We start from the raw sequence: 17,590 nt of genomic DNA, 5'->3' as shown, positions 1-17,590 counted from the left end.
TAGTTACTCTTCTGCAACAGATATTTTTGATGATACAGAGATGGTCACGTTTCCCTGAAGGGCTTTTGAAATCATGCATGCCTGTTCGGCATCTCTTGCCAGTTCTTTCGCTTTTGTTACGTCAGCATCTGTTGCCTCACTTTTCAAGTGAATGTGAGGAAAATGGAGGATTTTATCGAAATGAAGTCCGCCTTCCTCACTAACAGTGCCTGTTGAATTAATTTTCAGATCTTTGACAGGAAGTTTGTTTCTTTCAAGCATCAGGCCAAGGGTAATGATATAGCATGTTGCTGCTGAGCCAACAAGCATTTCATCAGGATTAGTGCCTACGCCTGAACCGTTCATAGAAGAAGGAATGGAAACTTCAGCTTCTAAATTGCCGGCCTTTATTTTACCGCTTCCTTTTCTCGCGCCGCTCCAGCTTCCGGTTAAATGGAACTCATGTTGCATTTGACCACTCCTATCCAGGAAAGATTACTTACAAAAGGATTGTAGCATATTTAAACAATGGAAGTAATGTGTTATACAATGAAAAGGGGGCTGGCTTGAGCCAGCTCCCTTGATTTCACTTTTATAGGAAAGCATAACTTTTTTGCAAAAAGGAATGTTCGGCATGGTGAAAAGTTGAAAATATAGATCAGCGGAACTCTCCCTCCGCCTTATCTTAATGTCTTGCCCATCAGCTTGCTATTTTTAGCAATACTTATTATAGGCAGAAGTTAAATTGTTTACGATATCTTCGACTTCATGGCCTTCGATCTGGTCTCTTGGAATGAAATGGAGTACTTGCCCCTGTTTGATTAATGCCATTGAGGGAGATGAAGGCTCATAGCCTTCAAAGTACTCGCGCATTTTTGCAGTTGCGTCTTTATCCTGTCCAGCAAAAACGGTTACGAGATGGTCAGGGTTCTTTTCATTATCAAGCGATTCGACCGCCGCAGGCCTGGCAAGCCCTGCGGCGCAGCCGCAAACTGAGTTCACGACTACAAGTGATGTTCCTTCAGTTCCTGTTACAAAGTCTGCCACTTCTTCAGGAGTCGTCAGTTCAGTAAATCCTGCAGAGGTGAGTTCTTCCCTCATTGGCTGTGCTACTTGTCTCATGTATTCTTCGTATGGATTCATTATTATTGTTCCTCCTTTAACCGCAATATTTAATCAGGTGTTTTTTCTAGCCTGGGTCATTTGATGCCAGACTGATCCTTTTGCTTCTTCTCCACCTTCTATTCTTTCAAGCGCCATTTTAACCTGCATTTTCACTTCGAATTCAGGGTCGTCCTGGGCTTCTTTTAAAGCTGGAACTGCACTTTCATCCCCAACTTCGTAAAGGAACATAGCAGCTCTCCAGCGTACAAGCTTATTTTTATCTTTTAACGCTTTTATCATGGCAGGAATCGCCTGTTTGAACCCTAAATCGGAAAGGCAGTCTCCTGCAGTTCTTCTCACGGTAATCGTCTTGTCAGTTAACGCTTTATACAGGTATGGCAGAACGATCGGATCTTCAATCATACCAAAGTATACGGTAGCAAGCCTCCGGATGGAAGGCTTTTCATCGTCCAGCGCCTTTGCCAGAACCGGTATGTCTTCTTCGGAAGGGTCCATCCGGTCCAATGCTGCATAGCGATTTTTCCAATCAGGGTCATCAAGCATCTCTTCCGTGACTTTTTTGCGTTCTTTTTTAGCTTCTTTTTCAGAAGGTCCTTCACCATTTAAAGCTTCATTAACAAGGTTAGAGAGCCTTTCCTGGTCATATGCAGCAGAAACTTCTTCCACGACATTTTCTCCGACTTCCTCCATTGTTCCATAACGTGGAGACTGTTCAATCCACTGCCTTTCCATTACAAGATTGGAAGAAGCAGGAGAAGACTCCATAGCAGCATTCATAAAACGATCAGGTAAACCAAAACGCAGCTCTTCCTCTCCATCATGAAGCTTAACTTGCATCGGAATGCCCCTGAACATCTGAATCTTAACATTTATTTCTCCAAAAGCTTCTTCCTCATTGTTACTCTTTTCTTGTTGAGGCACTTCTTCTGCAGGGACTTCGCCAAACGCTTCTCGAGCCTTTGGTAATATTTCCTCCCAATCTACTTTTGGATTTCGTTCAAGCGCAATAAAATCCATTACATGATAAAGGCTTTTCACTCCAACAATTTCCAAAAGCTGTTTTATAATATCAGGCGCAGTATCTTTATCATCCTTCGTATAGTTTCGATTTTGCCCAGCCGGTAATTCTTCGCTTACATTGATTTTCATCGTGTTAGGACTGGGAGTTGGCTCTATTGAAATGATGTTCATCTTTTCCCTTCCCCCTTCGAATGCGAATCGATTTTGGACTATATTCCTACTGATTTTATCATAAAGGAGCACGTCCATCCAATCGAGGGAACCTAACCCTGTGCTATTGCATCTTCTTCTTCACATCGATTGGTTCAAATGCCTGTTCGTATTGATTAAAATACGACATTACTTCCGCTACATAAGCCTCGCTGTGGTTATAAGCATACACCGCTTTTTTCAATTCGCCCTTAGAAGCGCCGTTTGCTGATAGATATTTAGCTGCAGTGTGTACAGCATCCTCCATGTTATAAGGGTCTGCTTTTCCGTCTCCTGAAGCATCCACACCATATCCTCCGTATTTTTCGATAAGCGTTGGATCTGTGATGTCAATGTTGTCGTCTTTATTCAGTTCTCCAAGATTTGAACCTGTATAGCCCCAGCCGAGCCATGTTAACGGCATGAACTGAAAATGTCCCACTGCCCCTTTAGGACTAACAAGTGAATCCATCGTTGAAAACTTTGTTTCAACACGATGTACCGCAGCAAGAAGCTTCCAGGGAACATCATAAGATTCAGCCGCTTCTTTATAAATCGGAATATATTCCTTCGGTATCGCCTTCTCTTTTAGATTGTTACTCTTCATTTCATCAGGTTTGTTCTCTACGATCCCTGCAGTCACCACAAGTGAGACAAAAAGAATAATCAACCCAAGAATCGTAATATCTTTCCTCACCATACATGCCTCATTTCCAGGATGTTATCTAAAAGTTATCCACAGATTTATTGGGGTCAGACCCCCCAAACTCTTCCTCGGGAAGATGGATCCATTTTTTTAGGTAGCCGTTTTCATACAGTGCTTTGATCAGGATGAGGAGGATCGGTGAGAGTATGACTCCAGCTACGCCAAATAATGAGAGTGAGATGATCATGAATGCGAGAATTGTAAACGCTGAAACTCCAAGAGAATCTCCAGTTATTTTCGGTTCCATGACCTGTCTGATCAACACGACGATCCCAAGCAATACTAAGAGCCATATCGCAAGAGTGCTTTTTCCGACGATAAACAGGTAAATGCTCCACGGAATGAACACAGCGGACACTCCGAGAAGGGGAAGCAGATCAAAAAACGCAGATAGAAGGGCAATTGTAAAAGCATTTTCCACCTGTAAAATCCACAATCCGATTAAAATGATGACAAACGTAATCGTGATCAATTTTAATTGGGCTTTCAAATATACCCCGATCCCTGTCAAAACGTTTTCCTTTAAAAAGAAATAAGCATTCTTGAACGTTTTCGGTGTTTTTTCTTCTGCTATGCGTTTCCACATCTCGATCTCGATGCTCAGGAAATAAGCAAGAATAATACCAACAATAAAATTTATGAGTAGTGTTGGAATGCTGGTTACGAATTCGAACAACCCGTTTAGAAAAGCGCTGGCAATGTGGGATGCTCTTGAAATAATCAACGACGTATATTCCTGTGCTTTGTTTACTACATCAGGCGGAAGTGCGTTGATCTGATTTTGTGCCCAATGTACCTGGGCCATCAATTGATCCTGGAACTTATCAAAATAAAACGGTACCATATTGATCAAATGCTGTATTTGAGCTGTGAAAATAACGCCTGCAAGAAATACGATCGACGTGATGACCAGTATAAACAAAAGGGTTGAAACGGTAGTAGCCAGTGTCTTCTTCATACCCTTCCGATTCAAATACCTTGCAAGCGGTTCAATGATCAAGAAGATAACATAGCCAACAAAAATTGGAGCGGCGATACGAAACAAAAAACTGAACACATACATAATTAGAAAAACAGTCAACACAATTAATGCGATATCAAATGCTGTCCTTGCATATCTCCGGTAAAAACTTAACATTTATCCACCTCGTCTGCAGCTTCATTCGTTACACCTTTTTAATTCTACGTAAAAAAACATCCCTTTTAACATACTACCCTGCTTATAGCAGTTCTTGTTTCATTCATATAAAAAGGAAGAGAATACCTCCCTTCCGTTTCACAGTTATTTCAATAAAGCTCGAAGTTTCGTTTTTCTTACTTCCTGCTCTTCATAAGTAGCAAGATCATATTTTTTTAACAGGTGAAACACTTCATTCAATTCTTCCTGAGAGGGAGCCCGCTCAACATATTCTCTAATTTCATCCGGGAAATTTTCAGGTAAATATTCAGATTGGGCTTTCAGTTTATTCAATACATCCTCTATTGAGTGATCAATGTTACACTTACCCATCATATCCAACTCCTCTTTTATTCATTCTCGATCGCACGTTTTGCAAGCATCTGGATCGTTATGTCATCCATCGGCGGATTATGCAGCCCTGCTCGCACATCCCGGTAATAACGTTCAAAAGGATATTCTTTTGAAAGGCTCCGTCCCCCGGCAATTCGCATCGAAAGATCAACGACACGATATGCAGCATTGGTTACGACGAGCTTGACTGCGGCTAGTTCAGGCCCCATATGTTCCTGTTGGTGTGGTTGTTGGTCCCATCGTTCCGCTATGGAATACATCAAATGCCTTGCTTTAAGCAATTCTATCTCCATCTCCCCTATTTTTTGCTGAATATGCGGAACTTCTGCGATCGGTGTGTCAAGGCTGTTCGGTTGATAATTTTTAGCGAACCGTACTGCTTCGTTTCTTGCAGCTATCGCAATACCGCTATAACAAGCAGGTATGTGCAAGAGCCACCCTTTAGCACTCTTTTTGCCGCCTGCATTCTTCAATTCAACTAATCTTTCTTTCGGCACCCGGACATCTTTCAATAACAAATCATCACTGCTTGTTCCCCTCATCCCGATGGTGTTCCAGGTCGGATCGATATGTACTCCCGGGTCTTCTTTTTTTATTAGAAAAGAACCTACAGAATCTGTTTCTTCCATAAACGCAGTCACAATAAAGTAATCGAGTGCAGGTGCCATGGTGGTGAACGTCTTTCTTCCATTCAAGATATAGCTTCTTCCGTCTTTTACCGCGGACGTTTCCGGAACCCCTCCTCTAGTGGGACTACCGGTTGCAGGCTCTGTAGACGCCCGGTTCAGCACTTTTTTGTTCTTCGAAATTTCTCCAGCTATATTTTTAAATACACTCTCATCCCAGAGGCGCTCATCCCTTAATTCCATCACGATGCCAAGGTGCCAGCCGATAGCCAGCGCTGTTGAACCATCTCCTTCAGCGAGTTTTTCTTGCAACAAGAGGAATTCATACAGAGATATCCCTTCTCCGCCGTATTCATTAGGAAGGGTCAGGCTTACATACCCGCTTTCTTTTAAATCCTGAAGGTTTTCAAAAGAAAAAGCGGCGTTCCGGTCAGCTTCCTTCGCTCTTTCCTTTATCTTTTTCGACAGGTTTTCAGCAAGGCTAAACAACTGTTGCTGCCGTTCATTTTTTATAAAGCTCTGATACAAATCATTCAATGAATATTCACTCCTCGCTCTTCATCTGTCATTCTATTTTAACGTAACGAAGGAGCATTCGCTAAATACAATGCTTTCTTATGCTAGAGGATCAATTCCCTGATCGGTTCCTCCCGTGGCTTTCCGAAATAATATCCCTGTGCAAGAGGAATCCCAGCTTCACGCAAGTAATCCACTTCTCCTTTCCTTTCTATTCCTTCTGCAAGCAGCGTAATATTATGTTGGATTGCGATCGAACAGATGTCTTCAATTTTCGCTTGCTTTTCCCGATCGATATCACAAAAGCTTATCAGTCCCCTATCGATCTTCGCAAAGTCGGGATTTAGTCTGGCTAAAATCTCATTGGTAGAATAGCCTGCACCAACATCATCAAGTGCAACCTTGATCCCCTTTTCTTGATAAGCTTGAAAAATCCGTTGAAGGTGTCCGACATCTAAAATCTTTTCGGTCTCCACTACTTCAAAAACAATGTCATTCGGATCCACATCATACTGTTTAACCGCTTCAAACGTACTCTTGAGGCAATGTGCAGGATCATATATCGAAGAAGGCAGAAAGTTAATAAAACGTTTTACACCTTTCGGTAAATACTCTGAACTAACCTTGATGGAGGATATTCTCGCTCTGCTGTCCAGCATCGCCTGGAGGCCGGATTTTTGGGCCATTTCAAACAGTTCATACGGTTTGAAGGGATAAGCTTCATTGGCGGGTCGTAGCAAGAACTCATAACCATAAATTGTTTCTCCATCCAGCGCTATGATGGGCTGCATATGATTGGTGACCAGGGAATCGTTAATAATCTTTAAATAGTTCGGGTGACTGACTCTTTCAAACAACTCATTAACAAGTATCATTCTGTTGATACGGGTAGTGCCAATTTCAGCCGGGTCTATACTAGTAAGAACGGTTTGCTGAGAAATGAGATTCATGTTGCTAACAATTTCTTTTAATAGCAAAAACAATTCCTTCTTCGTTTCATAGGTGAACTGGATAACCCCCTCGTTTTCCGATTCATTTTCTCTTGTATTGCTTACAATTTCTTTTATTGCAAAATGGATCTCAGGAACCTTTGAAACTAAAGACAAGATTCCAGGTTCATAAATTTCTACCGCCGCCAGGCAATTGCTGCAACCATTCATTTTCCTCACTCACTTTATGTTTAATTGAAATACGGTCTCTTACTTATGTCGGTCTATTTTACTGGATTGTTTACAATATGCTAGTTAGGAGTCTATTTTTCTGAAAGGGTCATATCTGGCAACTGTTTGATTGTTCTTACCTTATAAGCTACAGAAAATAAAATAGTAGCGATTGGCAAAATCCACAGGAAAACAGCATATGGCAAATAGGATAAGACAGGAACACCGATGATGGAACTGCACATTATTGCGAGTAAGCTCCATGGTATCATAGCCGGAAAGACCATCGTTGAATCCGACATTACTCTCGCAAGCTCTTGATCCGATGCTGTTTCTTTCCAGTGACGCAGGAACGAGCGGGCTGTAAGGATGATCGGAAGCGTCTGGTTGCATGTAATCACTGAGATACCAAGTGTTGTGCCGATGGTTTTCACTGTGTTTCTGGCAAGTGTTCTGGTCGATCCAAGCCATTTGTCTAACAAAGGCTGAATAAGTTTCATTTCTTCGATGATGCCGTTATATATTCCTGCCAGCGCAATAAAAGCCATAAGCATCAACATGCTTTGTAAGCCGCCATGAACAGTTTCGGTTCCAAACCAGAGTGCGTGAACCCATGTACCAACAGCTATATGCTTATAAAAAGCAAGAACAGACGCTCCGATAATACTGCAGATAAACGCAAAGCGAATTTTAACGCCAAGAATAACCATCGCCAATAAAATCACCGGCGGCAGCAAAGGCAAATACGAACCGGAAAAATTGGAAGCTCCAGAAACATCGTTCCCTTCTTTAAAGATAAGAGCGAAATCAAGATAGCTAAAGAATACAACGCTTCCGATTATTCCAACTATAGAGGTCGGCAGCATCGCCTTAAATTGCATGTTCAGCTTTATTTCAAGGGAACTGGCCAACAACTGATGGGAACTGGATAGCGGCGACGTTCTATCGCCTACAAAAGCACCGGAAACGATAGCTCCCGCAACTACATCGACCGGAAGCCCGAGCACTTTTGCAGTAGCCATCAACGGAATGCCGATCGAGCTTAATGTACCTACAGAAGTTCCGAGAATCATTGAAAAGACAAGTGAGATAATAAAACTCGTCACAAGAAAATGGTTAGCACTTATAAAAGAAAGCGAAAGATCTACCATCGCCGGAATTGTCCCGCTCAACATCCATGCCGGCAAAAGCATACCGATTAAAATAAAAATCCAAATCACTTCTTTTGTTTTTAAAATACCGGCTATTCCCATCCTCCTTAACTGATTTACAGTTGCATTTCTCTTTCTGGCTAGAGCAATCAAATAAAACAATCCGGGCAAAAATCCAATAGCCAGCGGAAAGCCGGACATCACGGAGGAAACCACTCCGGCTAATGTTAGCAACATTAGCGTTACAAATTCTCTGACAGAAAGCTCTTTCTTTTTCTTTCTCATTATAATCACCTGTTGTGAATGACTTCTTTATCTATCCTAACAAATTCCATTGGAAACTTGTTATTTTTTTCTTTCGCTTTTTTAAGCTACAATGATAATAACCTATATAAAAGTGCGGTGATGTTCATGGGTCCTATTTCAATCCATTCCTTTGTCGAAAGAAAACAGGTAGTTGACAGACTTACCAAACGGGTAGATGAAATAAAAAAAGAAATCGTATTATACAAAGACTATCTTAAGATTGGCGAAAAAGAAGTAAAGATCACTGAAGTTTTTGACATGTCTTACCGGCCTGTTGGCCCTGAGGACGGATTTTTATACCTTCACACAATAAGAGGCGTCAAAACGCTGTGTGTTAAATCAAATCCAGCCGAATTAATCGACGCCTTCTATAGCATAACGAGATAATCATTAATAAAAAGGCACTCCACCTTATTGATGGAGTGCCTCAACCTATTTAAAGGCTGCTCGTTTGATAGTTATCCACAGTTTTATGTGGGGTCAGACCCTCGTATAACTGTTTATATTTTTCAGATGATGATTTCCAGCTGAAATCCAGTTCCATCGCCCGCTTAACCAGATTATTCCAGGTAATTGGGTATTGGTGGAACAGTGCAGTAGCCCGTTCGATCGCTTCCAGCATTTCGTGTGCATTATAGTTTGCAAAACTAAAGCCATGACCTTCTTCGGTATACTGGTTGTAAGGCAAAACGGTATCTTTCAATCCTCCTGTTTCCCGGACTATCGGCAAACTTCCGTAGCGAAGGGCAAGCAGCTGGCTGATTCCGCATGGTTCAAATTGGGAAGGCATCAAGAACATGTCTGAAGCTGCATACATTTTTCGGGCAAGGTTATCGTCAAAATAAATATGAGCAGAAAGCTTTCCTGGATAACGCTGCTCCGCTTCCCGGAATGCCCGTTCATATTTTTCTTCTCCGGTGCCAAGAACTACGAGCTGAACATCAAGACGCATGATTTGATCCAGCACATGCAGAATCAAATCGATTCCTTTTTGTTCGACCAGCCTTGTGATAATGGCAATCATCGGTGTTTCAGCACTTTCTCCTAGCCCTAGTTCCTGCTGAAGGCTCAACTTGTTCTCGAATTTTAGATTTGTTCTGCTATCAAAATTGACGGCCAGCGTTTCATCCGTATCAGGATTGTACAACTCATAATCGATCCCATTAACAATGCCGACCAGTTCGTTGCTTCTTTTTCGAAGCAAACCATGCAAGCTTTCTCCAAAGTACGGCGTCTGTATTTCATGTGCATACGTAGGACTTACCGTTGTCACAAGGTCTGAATAGACGAGTCCCGCCTTCATAAAATTAACTTTCCCGTAAAACTCTACTCCGTCGACTGTAAAATACAGTTCGCTTAAATCGAGCAAGTCATGAAGGACTACCTTCGGATATACGCCCTGGTAGCGTAAGTTATGAATAGTAAAAACAGTTTTCATATCTTTATAAAAAGGATGGTTATAGAAGTGTGCTTTTTTTAATAAACTTACCATCCCCGTTTGCCAATCATGGCAATGGAGAATGTCTGGCCTTTCATCTAAATACGGAAGAGCCTCTAATACAGCCCGGCAAAAATAGGAAAACCTTTCTCCGTCATCAAAATAACCGTAGCTTCCACTTCTCTTAAAATAATATTCGTTATCTATAAAATAATAAACGATTCCGTTCCAGACCAATCTCTCGATGCCAGCATATTGATTTCGCCAACCTACAGGGACAGTAATGGCTTCTATCAACTCCATTTCCTCTTTAAAATGCTCGGCTATATCCTGGTATTTGGGTAAGATAACCTGTACATTCACCCCCTGTTCCTGCAGTGCTTTTGGAAGTGCACCGATCACATCGCCAAGCCCGCCTGTTTTAATAAATGGATATCCTTCTGAAGCAACATGCAGTATGTTCATGATCTCCTCCTGACTATAATACCGTTGATTTGGCAATAACTGTTGGAACGTTATCTCCGGCGATCTCTTTGCCTGGAGAAACCTTCACATCTTTATCAAGGATGACGTTTTCTAGATATGCTCCTTCTCCGATTTCACTTTTTTGCATCACAATACTGTTTTTCACTACTGCATCTTTATGAACTTTAACCCCACGGAACAAGATGCTATTTTCCACTGTCCCTTCGATCACACAGCCGTTTGCAATGAGAGAATTTTGCACATCTGATAATTCCATGTATTTTGCAGGCGGTTCATGTTTGACCTTTGTATAGATTAATCCTCGGTTGAAGAACAGCTCTTGCGAAACGTTCGGGTCCAGCAGAGCCATACTGTGGCGGTAAAAACTCTCAAGTGACTGGATAAACGGAAAATACCCTTTAAAATGATAACCGGCAATTTTAAAGCGGTCGATTTTATCTTTAACAGCATCGACAAGTGTTAAATTATCTCCCTGTTCATCACACTTCTGGATCATGTCTAAAAGCAGTTCTTTTTTTATAAAGAACGTATCAAGGTATACACGGTCACCGGGTTTAGGGGAAACATCCCGGTTGATAGAGGATATCCACCCCTGTTCGTTTTCTTCTAGTGTATCAAATTTTTCGGTGTCTACCTTCTCATCGTTAAACTCTTTGAAAATAACCGTTATATCCGCTTCCATCTCTTCATGAAAATTGAAAACATGAGTGAAATCTATATTCCACACCAGGTTTCCATTCGATACAAGGACATAATCTGCCCGGCTTCGGTTAAAAAAGGCCATATTTTGTTTAAAATGCTGGATATCGCCTTCTAAATCCATGGCATAGTCTGGGGGAGGAAGAATAAATAAGCCCCCCTGCTGGCGATCAAGATCCCATTCTTTCCCTGAACCAAGATGGTCAAGCAATGACCTGTATTTCTTTCTTGTGAAAACCGCAACGTTATGTACTCCAGCATTGATCATATTGGAAAGGGTGAAATCAATCAATCGGTATCTGCCAGCAAATGGAACTGACGCCATGCTGCGATGATTTGTTAGCTCCTGTAACTGTTCCCGTTCATTCCCCAGATTAATTACACCGATTACTTTTGCCATTGTATCCCCTCCGAAAATTACTCTGTATATTTTTCAAAACACAAACACTTTAATAAGTGCCTTACATATATGCTTGAAGCGTTATTTCCTGACCGGTGACCCTCTACCATTTATAAGATTCCTCAGCAAAACTTTACGGATGGAAACACATGTTAACAAATGGGTTCTATGATTTCGCTGTAACGATTTCGTTTTCTCCGACCAGCGTTATTTCCTCTGACGGGTCTTCGCTTCCTATTACCGCGCCGTCTTTTATTACTGAACCGCTTGCTATAATAGAACGGTTGATCGTTACATTTGCACCAATCTTCACATCCGGCATAATAATGGAATCCTTTATAAGGGAACCGATGCCGACATGGACTCCATAAAATAATACTGAGTGGAATATATCACCGTGCACCACACAGCCCTCGTTAACAAGCGAACGCTTTACTGTTGCCTGCGGAGCAATAAACTGAGCAGGTTTGTTCGGATTAACAGAATAGATTTTCCAGGATGGGTCATACAAATCAAGCTCCGGCTTATCTTCCAGCAAATCCATATTTGCTTCCCACAGACTCTGGATTGTTCCGACATCCTTCCAGTAGCCTTCAAAGGAGTAAGCATATAAACTACGGTTATCATGCAGCATAGCAGGAATAATATCCTTTCCAAAATCATTGGAAGAGATCGGGTTTCGATCATCGTCGATCAGGTACTCTTTTAAAACTTTCCAATTAAAAATATAAATTCCCATGGATGCCAGGTTCGTTTTTGGGTGGGCTGGCTTCTCATCAAACTCGATTATCCGATTATCCTGTTCCGTATTCATAATCCCAAACCTGCTTGCTTCTTCCCAGGGCACTTGCAATACTCCGATTGTAGCTTCAGCATCGTTATCCTCGTGAAAACGGATCAAATTTGAGTAATCCATCTTATAAATGTGGTCACCGGAAATGACAAGAACATATTCAGGGTCATATTGTTCGATATAATACATATTCTGGTAAATCGCATTCGCCGTTCCTTTATACCATTCACCGCCTTCTTGCCCCAGGTATGGCGGCAAAACCGATACTCCTCCATTTTTACGATCCAGTTCCCAGGAGCTTCCAATGCCGATATAAGAATTCAGGATGTATGGCTGGTATTGTGTCAGCACACCAACAGTATCGATCCCCGAATTGCTGCAATTGCTTAATGTGAAATCTATGATCCTGTATTTTCCCCCAAATGGAACAGCGGGTTTTGCGAGCTTTTTCGTTAACAAGCCGAGCCTTGTCCCCTGTCCTCCTGCTAAAAGCATTGCAACACACTTTTTCTTATGCATACTTTGCTCTCCTTTCGACTGTGCTTTTTGTTTTTTTGCTAATTACGGATACTGCAAGCGGTGGAATTTTGATCATCAAACTGTAAGGCATGTTATGATACTCCCTCGGCATGGCATGGAGATCTCCTTCATTTAGTTGACCCGAGCCTCCGAAATCTTTTCTGTCGCTGTTGAAAAGTTCGATATACTTCCCATAAGAAGGTACCCCGATTCGGTAATCATAATAAACCTCAGTAGAAAAATTGCAAACGATGATTTCATAATCGCCTTTTCGCTTCCCTTTTCTCATAAAGGTGATCACACTCTGGTTGTGATTATGAGGATCTATCCATTCAAATCCTGCAGGGTCATGGTCCAGTCTCCAGAGACTTCTGGTATCTTTATAAAAAGTGTTTAATGCTTGAACGTACTTATGCATGGTTTTATGCATTTCAAAATCAAGCAAGAGCCAGTCTAGTTCTGTTAGATCTTTCCATTCATCAAACTGGCCGAACTCCCCTCCCATAAATAACAACTTCTTACCGGGATGGCTCATAAAATATCCGTAGAGCAATCTGAGGTTCGCAAACTTCTGCCAGTAATCTCCCGGCATTTTATTCAATAGTGACTTTTTACCATGCACGACTTCATCATGGGAAAAAGGAAGAATATAGTTTTCTGAAAAAGCGTAAAAAAACGAAAAAGTTAAAAGGTTGTGATGATGTTTGCGATTTTCTGTCGGCAGTTCCATATAGCGGAGCATGTCATTCATCCAGCCCATATTCCATTTAAAATTGAAACCGAGCCCGCCGTCATGAACAGGAGCACTAACAAGCGGATAATCGGTCGATTCTTCAGCGATCATCAAAGCATCTGGAAACGTTTCAAAAATAGCTTTGTTCATTTTTTTGATAAACAAAACAGCATCCTTATTTTCATATTCGGAATGGCCGGTATGCGAATGGTTATCATGATGATGGAAAATCATCTGCGAAACGGCATCGACCCTTAAGCCGTCGATGTGAAAGACATCAAACCAGAACATGGCGTTAGAGATTAAAAAGCTCACTACTTCCGGCTTGCTGTAATCAAAATTATAAGTTCCCCAGTTTATCCTTTCTGCTTTAAAAGGGTCGGTAGGTTCAAATACAGGAGTACCGTCAAATTTACCAAGGCCATGGGCATCCTTGCAGAAATGGGCAGGAACCCAGTCCATGATGACACCTATCCCTTTCTGGTGGCATCGGTCAATAAAATGCATAAGATCCCCGGGTGTGCCGAATCTGCTGGTCACGGAAAAGTATCCGGTTATCTGGTAACCCCACGAGCGATCGAATGGATGTTCCATCAACGGCATAAGTTCTATATGGGTATATCCCATCTCTATCACATAGTCGATCAACTCATCTGCGAGTTCGCGGTATGTATAAAGCTTCCCGTCTTCTCTGGTTTTCCAGGTTCCCAGATGTACTTCGTAAATCAGCATCGGTTCTGCATACACGTTGCTTCGCTTCTTCTTATTCCTCCATTTTTGATCCGCCCATTCGTAGTTCCACAAATTATAAACGATCGAAGCTGTCTTTGGCCTTACCTCAGAGTAAAAAGCGTAGGGATCAGACTTTAGGATCGTTTGTCCATGAAGGGTAGTTATTTCATATTTATATAACTCTCCTTCTTTTACATTTGGGATGAACAACGTCCAGATATCTGAGTTATCTATTTTGTTCATCAGATGGCCAGACGCGTCCCAATTGTTGAAATTACCAGCTACTGCAACTTGTTTGGCTTGCGGAGCCCAAACTGAAAAACGGACCCCTGTCTCTTTCCCGACCGATTCCAGATGGGCACCAAGCATTCGGTAGCTTTGAAACAGGCTTCCTTCATGAAACAAATAAATATCATGGTCTGTTGGAACGGTTACATGCATAACAGCCTCTCACACTCCTGTATTACAAATTCACTCCTTGTTGCATAAGGTTTCGACGACCCTTTCTGTTATTCCTCTCATTGAGGAAATTGTCGAACGATTGCTTGATTTTTCTACATGATTCTTGTATTTCTGCGATATTTTGACACATTAAGAAGAATGAAAAATTTTAGGATTCGAAAGAGAACTAAAAAAATGACCCTGTAAGACAGGGTCATTTTCCGATTGTTTATTCTTTTATGAAACGCTTTGCTTTAATTCGGAAACTCTTTCGTGTAACAAGTAAGTCATCGACACGGCCCATGCGAGGGGTGTATTACCATTCGGTGTATCCGTTCCACCTATATAAAGCTCTGGGATTTTTCCGTCTTCCGGGATTATCCTTTTTGTCTTTTCCCAGTACTCTAACATTTTCTCTTTATTCCCAAGCTGTCCGTAACAAAGACCTAACCACGGAAAACCAAAACACCATTCTGCTTCGCTGCCTTCGTTGTAATACTGATCATTTTCATAACGGATCACCCCATACTCCCGCTCAAGTTTGGTTGTTACATCAGATAATATGGCGAATGCCATGTTTCTGGATACAACCTGGTATGGAAAAATCAAAGAAAGAAGCGCTAGATCAGTACTTTTTGTAGCACTCTCTGCAGGCAGCATAAACCTGAGTGCCTCTTCCCCTTTTTGAATAAGGTTTTCAGGAACATTCACCAGCATTTTTATTGACTTTAATCCAGCAACACAGGCGCCGATGCTAGATGCATGCATCTCTCTATTTTCTTCCCACATGCCGTTATCTTTATCCTGCCAATATTGGACGCATTGCAAATAATAAACCAGCTTCTGAACAATTTCGCGGTCCTTCTCATTCCTTATCATCCGCTTGCCAACCCTTATTCCTTCTCCGATCCCCCACAAAAAGAGGCCAATCGCATCATGCTGGGCATGTCCCCATTCAACCGGTATTTCAGTCAGTTCAGTCGAATAGCGGGCATGGATATGTTCGAAGGTATACAACGGTTTCTTTTTCGTGTGTATATCGATCTTCCACTCGTATTTTTTCATCAGATCAAAAAGCGCATGATAAGCCTTTTCATACCGGGAGCATGTAGATGTTAAGAAAGGTAAAACAGTATAACAGACATCTCTAATCCATACATAGCTGTAGTCTTCTGATGTACTAGCAGTATAAGTTCCGTTGGAAAGCCTCATTTCCTCCAGCACGTTTAACAGTTTCTTATCCAGCATCCTCATCACCTTTTTTTACTACCAGTTATACCCGCTTTTACATAAGTTTACACAAAAAAACTGACCCATTGGAGGATCAGTTTAAAAAGACAATATTATACTTCTCAATGTCTTCAAGATCAACTGGATTCGCTTCATAGACATGATCAATATATTTTAAAAGCGAATCCCTCTCACAGGCAACGATCCTGTAATTATTCTCACCTATAAAAGCTGAAATGAACTTTTCAATCCGTTTGGATAAAATATCGTCATCTGTTTGCGCCATCAGTACGCTTAATTCCATACATGAGCAATGATGCGTATAGTAAAGTGCTTTATCATAATCCGTTATATTCACTTAACCAACCCTCTTTCAAAGGAGGTTGATTATAGTATTTGACAAACAGACCGAAATACCCATGTAAAAGCTTAACAATAAAGCAGTAAAAGCATCTTATTTTATTTCGGTCCAGGCTTTACAGTTAAATACGTCCAGCCGCCTTCCTGGTATACTTTATTTTCTTTTAGGAGCTTGCCCATCGCCCGTTTAAACGCTGCCTTGCTGATATGAAACTCGTTCTTTATCTTATCGGGTTCCGATTTGTCTGAGAAAGGAATGGCCCCTCCTCTTTCAGTCAGGTAATGAAGCAGCATTTCGGAATCCTGGTTATAGGCTTCTTTCAAAATAGGCTTGAGTGACAGGTTAACTCGTCCGTCTTCCCGGACAAAAGTAACGCGGCCTGTCACCCGCTCTCCAAGCCGAACAGCCGTTTTCATTTCATCGTTATGTATAAATCCGAGCAATTGATCATCAGTAAGCACGAAAGCGCCCTGATCAATAATTCGATATACCGTCCCCTTCACTTCTTGATTGATCGAATCATTTGCGGCGGGTTCAGCAAGTGAAGCCATTTCTTCTTCAGATACTAAATCAGCAAACAACCGATATTTCTTGTCCAATTTTAAACCACAAAATAATTGGTCGCCTTCTTCTGGCCAGCGTTTTTTTATAGCAGGCAGATCATCCTTAGAAAGCAAAACATCCTTTTGGATCCCGATATTGACAAAGACTCCCAGACGAGGTTTAACCTCAACTACATTGACGCGTGCAAACGTATCAAGCGTAAGAAAAGGCATGGACATGGTAGCCGCTAATCTTCCTTGATGGTCGTGATACAAGAAAACAGTCACATCGTCTCCTTCATTTACTTCTCCTTCTGCTTCCCGTTTATGTAAAAGAATATCTTCTGTTCCTGCTTTTAAAAAATATCCAAAAGACGTTTCTCTTTCAACATTAAGTTCATATACATTGCCAGCAGTATATTGTTGTTCCACTATCATAACTCCCTTACTTTATAACTCATTACATTATATCATGACAAGTCTTTTCTATATCTATACAATCTGCAGCCAATAAAAGTGTTACCACAAACTTCCTTATTCAAGCAATTCAAATTCAACATAAATGTCCGCATGTAACCTATACTAATACCATCTCTGTGAAGAAAGGAGATTATCGGCATGTCCACATATCGTAAAATGGAAGAAGTTTTAAAACATGCTCATGAGCTGGCAGAGTTCGCAAATGAACAACTGGCCAAAGCAAACCGGCAAGAAGCACAGCTGTCCGAAGTGGATTATACTAACACCCAACAACTTCTTGAAGAAATGAACCTTGAACTGGAAAAAATGATTAAATTTGCAAATCACGAACAACGTTACAATCTCCATAAAGCGCAACAAATGATCCAGGATTCACAAAATGAATTTGTATTGGGAGTTAGAATGTAAAGAGGCTGTTTAATCAGCC

18 protein-coding genes are annotated in these 17,590 nt (G+C 41.4%); 2 read left to right on the top strand and 16 right to left on the bottom strand.

Going from position 1 to position 17,590, the window contains the following annotated elements:
* Nucleotides 1-3: 3 nt before the first annotated feature.
* The 9 genes from FCL54_RS10300 to FCL54_RS10260 form a co-directional block, all read right to left on the bottom strand.
* Nucleotides 4-450, bottom strand: coding sequence for an SACOL1771 family peroxiredoxin (locus FCL54_RS10300; RefSeq protein WP_138126028.1), 447 nt, complete (start codon nucleotides 448-450; stop codon nucleotides 4-6).
* 243 nt (nucleotides 451-693) lie between these two features.
* Nucleotides 694-1,122 carry a BrxA/BrxB family bacilliredoxin gene (locus tag FCL54_RS10295; protein WP_138126026.1) on the bottom strand — a complete coding sequence of 143 codons (429 nt, stop codon included), beginning with the start codon at nucleotides 1,120-1,122 and terminating at the stop codon, nucleotides 694-696.
* Between the two features lie 33 nt (nucleotides 1,123-1,155).
* Nucleotides 1,156-2,295, bottom strand: a complete 1,140-nt coding sequence (locus tag FCL54_RS10290) for a conserved virulence factor C family protein (protein WP_138126024.1) — start codon at nucleotides 2,293-2,295, stop codon at nucleotides 1,156-1,158.
* Between the two features lie 103 nt (nucleotides 2,296-2,398).
* A complete protein-coding gene (locus FCL54_RS10285) occupies nucleotides 2,399-3,010 on the bottom strand; it encodes a lytic transglycosylase domain-containing protein (protein ID WP_425467121.1) in 612 nt (203 codons plus the stop codon).
* A 28-nt stretch (nucleotides 3,011-3,038) separates the two neighbouring features.
* Entirely contained in the window at nucleotides 3,039-4,157 is a 1,119-nt protein-coding gene (ytvI, locus tag FCL54_RS10280) for a sporulation integral membrane protein YtvI (protein WP_138126020.1), read from the bottom strand.
* A 144-nt stretch (nucleotides 4,158-4,301) separates the two neighbouring features.
* On the bottom strand, nucleotides 4,302-4,529 hold the full coding sequence (locus tag FCL54_RS10275) for a group-specific protein (protein WP_138126018.1): 228 nt from the start codon (nucleotides 4,527-4,529) through the stop codon (nucleotides 4,302-4,304).
* A gap of 17 nt (nucleotides 4,530-4,546) precedes the next feature.
* Nucleotides 4,547-5,713, bottom strand: coding sequence for an acyl-CoA dehydrogenase family protein (locus FCL54_RS10270; RefSeq protein WP_138126016.1), 1,167 nt, complete (start codon nucleotides 5,711-5,713; stop codon nucleotides 4,547-4,549).
* A gap of 83 nt (nucleotides 5,714-5,796) precedes the next feature.
* The gene (locus FCL54_RS10265; RefSeq protein WP_171016773.1) at nucleotides 5,797-6,852 is read right to left on the bottom strand and encodes an EAL domain-containing protein; all 1,056 of its coding nucleotides are present in this window, start codon (nucleotides 6,850-6,852) and stop codon (nucleotides 5,797-5,799) included.
* A gap of 92 nt (nucleotides 6,853-6,944) precedes the next feature.
* A complete protein-coding gene (locus FCL54_RS10260) occupies nucleotides 6,945-8,288 on the bottom strand; it encodes a Na+/H+ antiporter NhaC family protein (RefSeq protein WP_138126012.1) in 1,344 nt (447 codons plus the stop codon).
* A gap of 126 nt (nucleotides 8,289-8,414) precedes the next feature.
* On the opposite strand from FCL54_RS10260, the gene FCL54_RS10255 reads away from it, so the two are divergent.
* Nucleotides 8,415-8,696 (top strand): hypothetical protein, encoded by a 282-nt coding sequence (locus tag FCL54_RS10255; protein ID WP_138126010.1) that lies wholly within the window; start codon nucleotides 8,415-8,417, stop codon nucleotides 8,694-8,696.
* A gap of 49 nt (nucleotides 8,697-8,745) precedes the next feature.
* Here FCL54_RS10255 and glgA read toward each other — a convergent pair whose 3' ends face one another.
* The 7 genes from glgA to FCL54_RS10220 all read right to left on the bottom strand — a co-directional run bounded on the left by glgA (nucleotide 8,746) and on the right by FCL54_RS10220 (nucleotide 17,115).
* Complete coding sequence (gene glgA, locus FCL54_RS10250) at nucleotides 8,746-10,212, bottom strand: glycogen synthase GlgA (protein ID WP_138126008.1); 1,467 nt, start codon at nucleotides 10,210-10,212, stop codon at nucleotides 8,746-8,748.
* A 13-nt stretch (nucleotides 10,213-10,225) separates the two neighbouring features.
* Entirely contained in the window at nucleotides 10,226-11,332 is a 1,107-nt protein-coding gene (glgD, locus tag FCL54_RS10245) for a glucose-1-phosphate adenylyltransferase subunit GlgD (RefSeq protein WP_138126006.1), read from the bottom strand.
* A gap of 166 nt (nucleotides 11,333-11,498) precedes the next feature.
* Nucleotides 11,499-12,644: a glucose-1-phosphate adenylyltransferase gene (locus tag FCL54_RS10240; RefSeq protein WP_138126004.1), complete on the bottom strand. Its 1,146-nt coding sequence runs from the start codon at nucleotides 12,642-12,644 to the stop codon at nucleotides 11,499-11,501.
* Nucleotides 12,637-14,550 carry a 1,4-alpha-glucan branching protein GlgB gene (gene glgB / locus FCL54_RS10235; RefSeq protein ID WP_138126002.1) on the bottom strand — a complete coding sequence of 638 codons (1,914 nt, stop codon included), beginning with the start codon at nucleotides 14,548-14,550 and terminating at the stop codon, nucleotides 12,637-12,639. The genes FCL54_RS10240 and glgB overlap by 8 nt, the downstream gene beginning before the upstream one ends.
* Before the next feature lie 237 nt (nucleotides 14,551-14,787).
* Nucleotides 14,788-15,798, bottom strand: a complete 1,011-nt coding sequence (locus FCL54_RS10230) for a glycoside hydrolase family 15 protein (protein ID WP_138126000.1) — start codon at nucleotides 15,796-15,798, stop codon at nucleotides 14,788-14,790.
* Nucleotides 15,799-15,874: 76 nt separating this feature from the next.
* Nucleotides 15,875-16,138: a YhdB family protein gene (locus FCL54_RS10225; protein WP_138125998.1), complete on the bottom strand. Its 264-nt coding sequence runs from the start codon at nucleotides 16,136-16,138 to the stop codon at nucleotides 15,875-15,877.
* Nucleotides 16,139-16,239: 101 nt separating this feature from the next.
* The gene (locus FCL54_RS10220; protein WP_246055201.1) at nucleotides 16,240-17,115 is read right to left on the bottom strand and encodes a CvfB family protein; all 876 of its coding nucleotides are present in this window, start codon (nucleotides 17,113-17,115) and stop codon (nucleotides 16,240-16,242) included.
* 186 nt (nucleotides 17,116-17,301) lie between these two features.
* Between FCL54_RS10220 and FCL54_RS10215 the strand changes: the two genes are divergently transcribed.
* The gene (locus tag FCL54_RS10215) at nucleotides 17,302-17,571 is read left to right on the top strand and encodes a DUF2524 family protein (RefSeq protein WP_138125994.1); all 270 of its coding nucleotides are present in this window, start codon (nucleotides 17,302-17,304) and stop codon (nucleotides 17,569-17,571) included.
* Nucleotides 17,572-17,590 lie beyond the last annotated feature (19 nt).

The organism is Exobacillus caeni, assembly GCF_005747095.1.
Classification (GTDB): domain Bacteria; phylum Bacillota; class Bacilli; order Bacillales; family Guptibacillaceae; genus Exobacillus; species Exobacillus caeni.
This window is presented reverse-complemented; position numbering and strand designations above follow the sequence as displayed.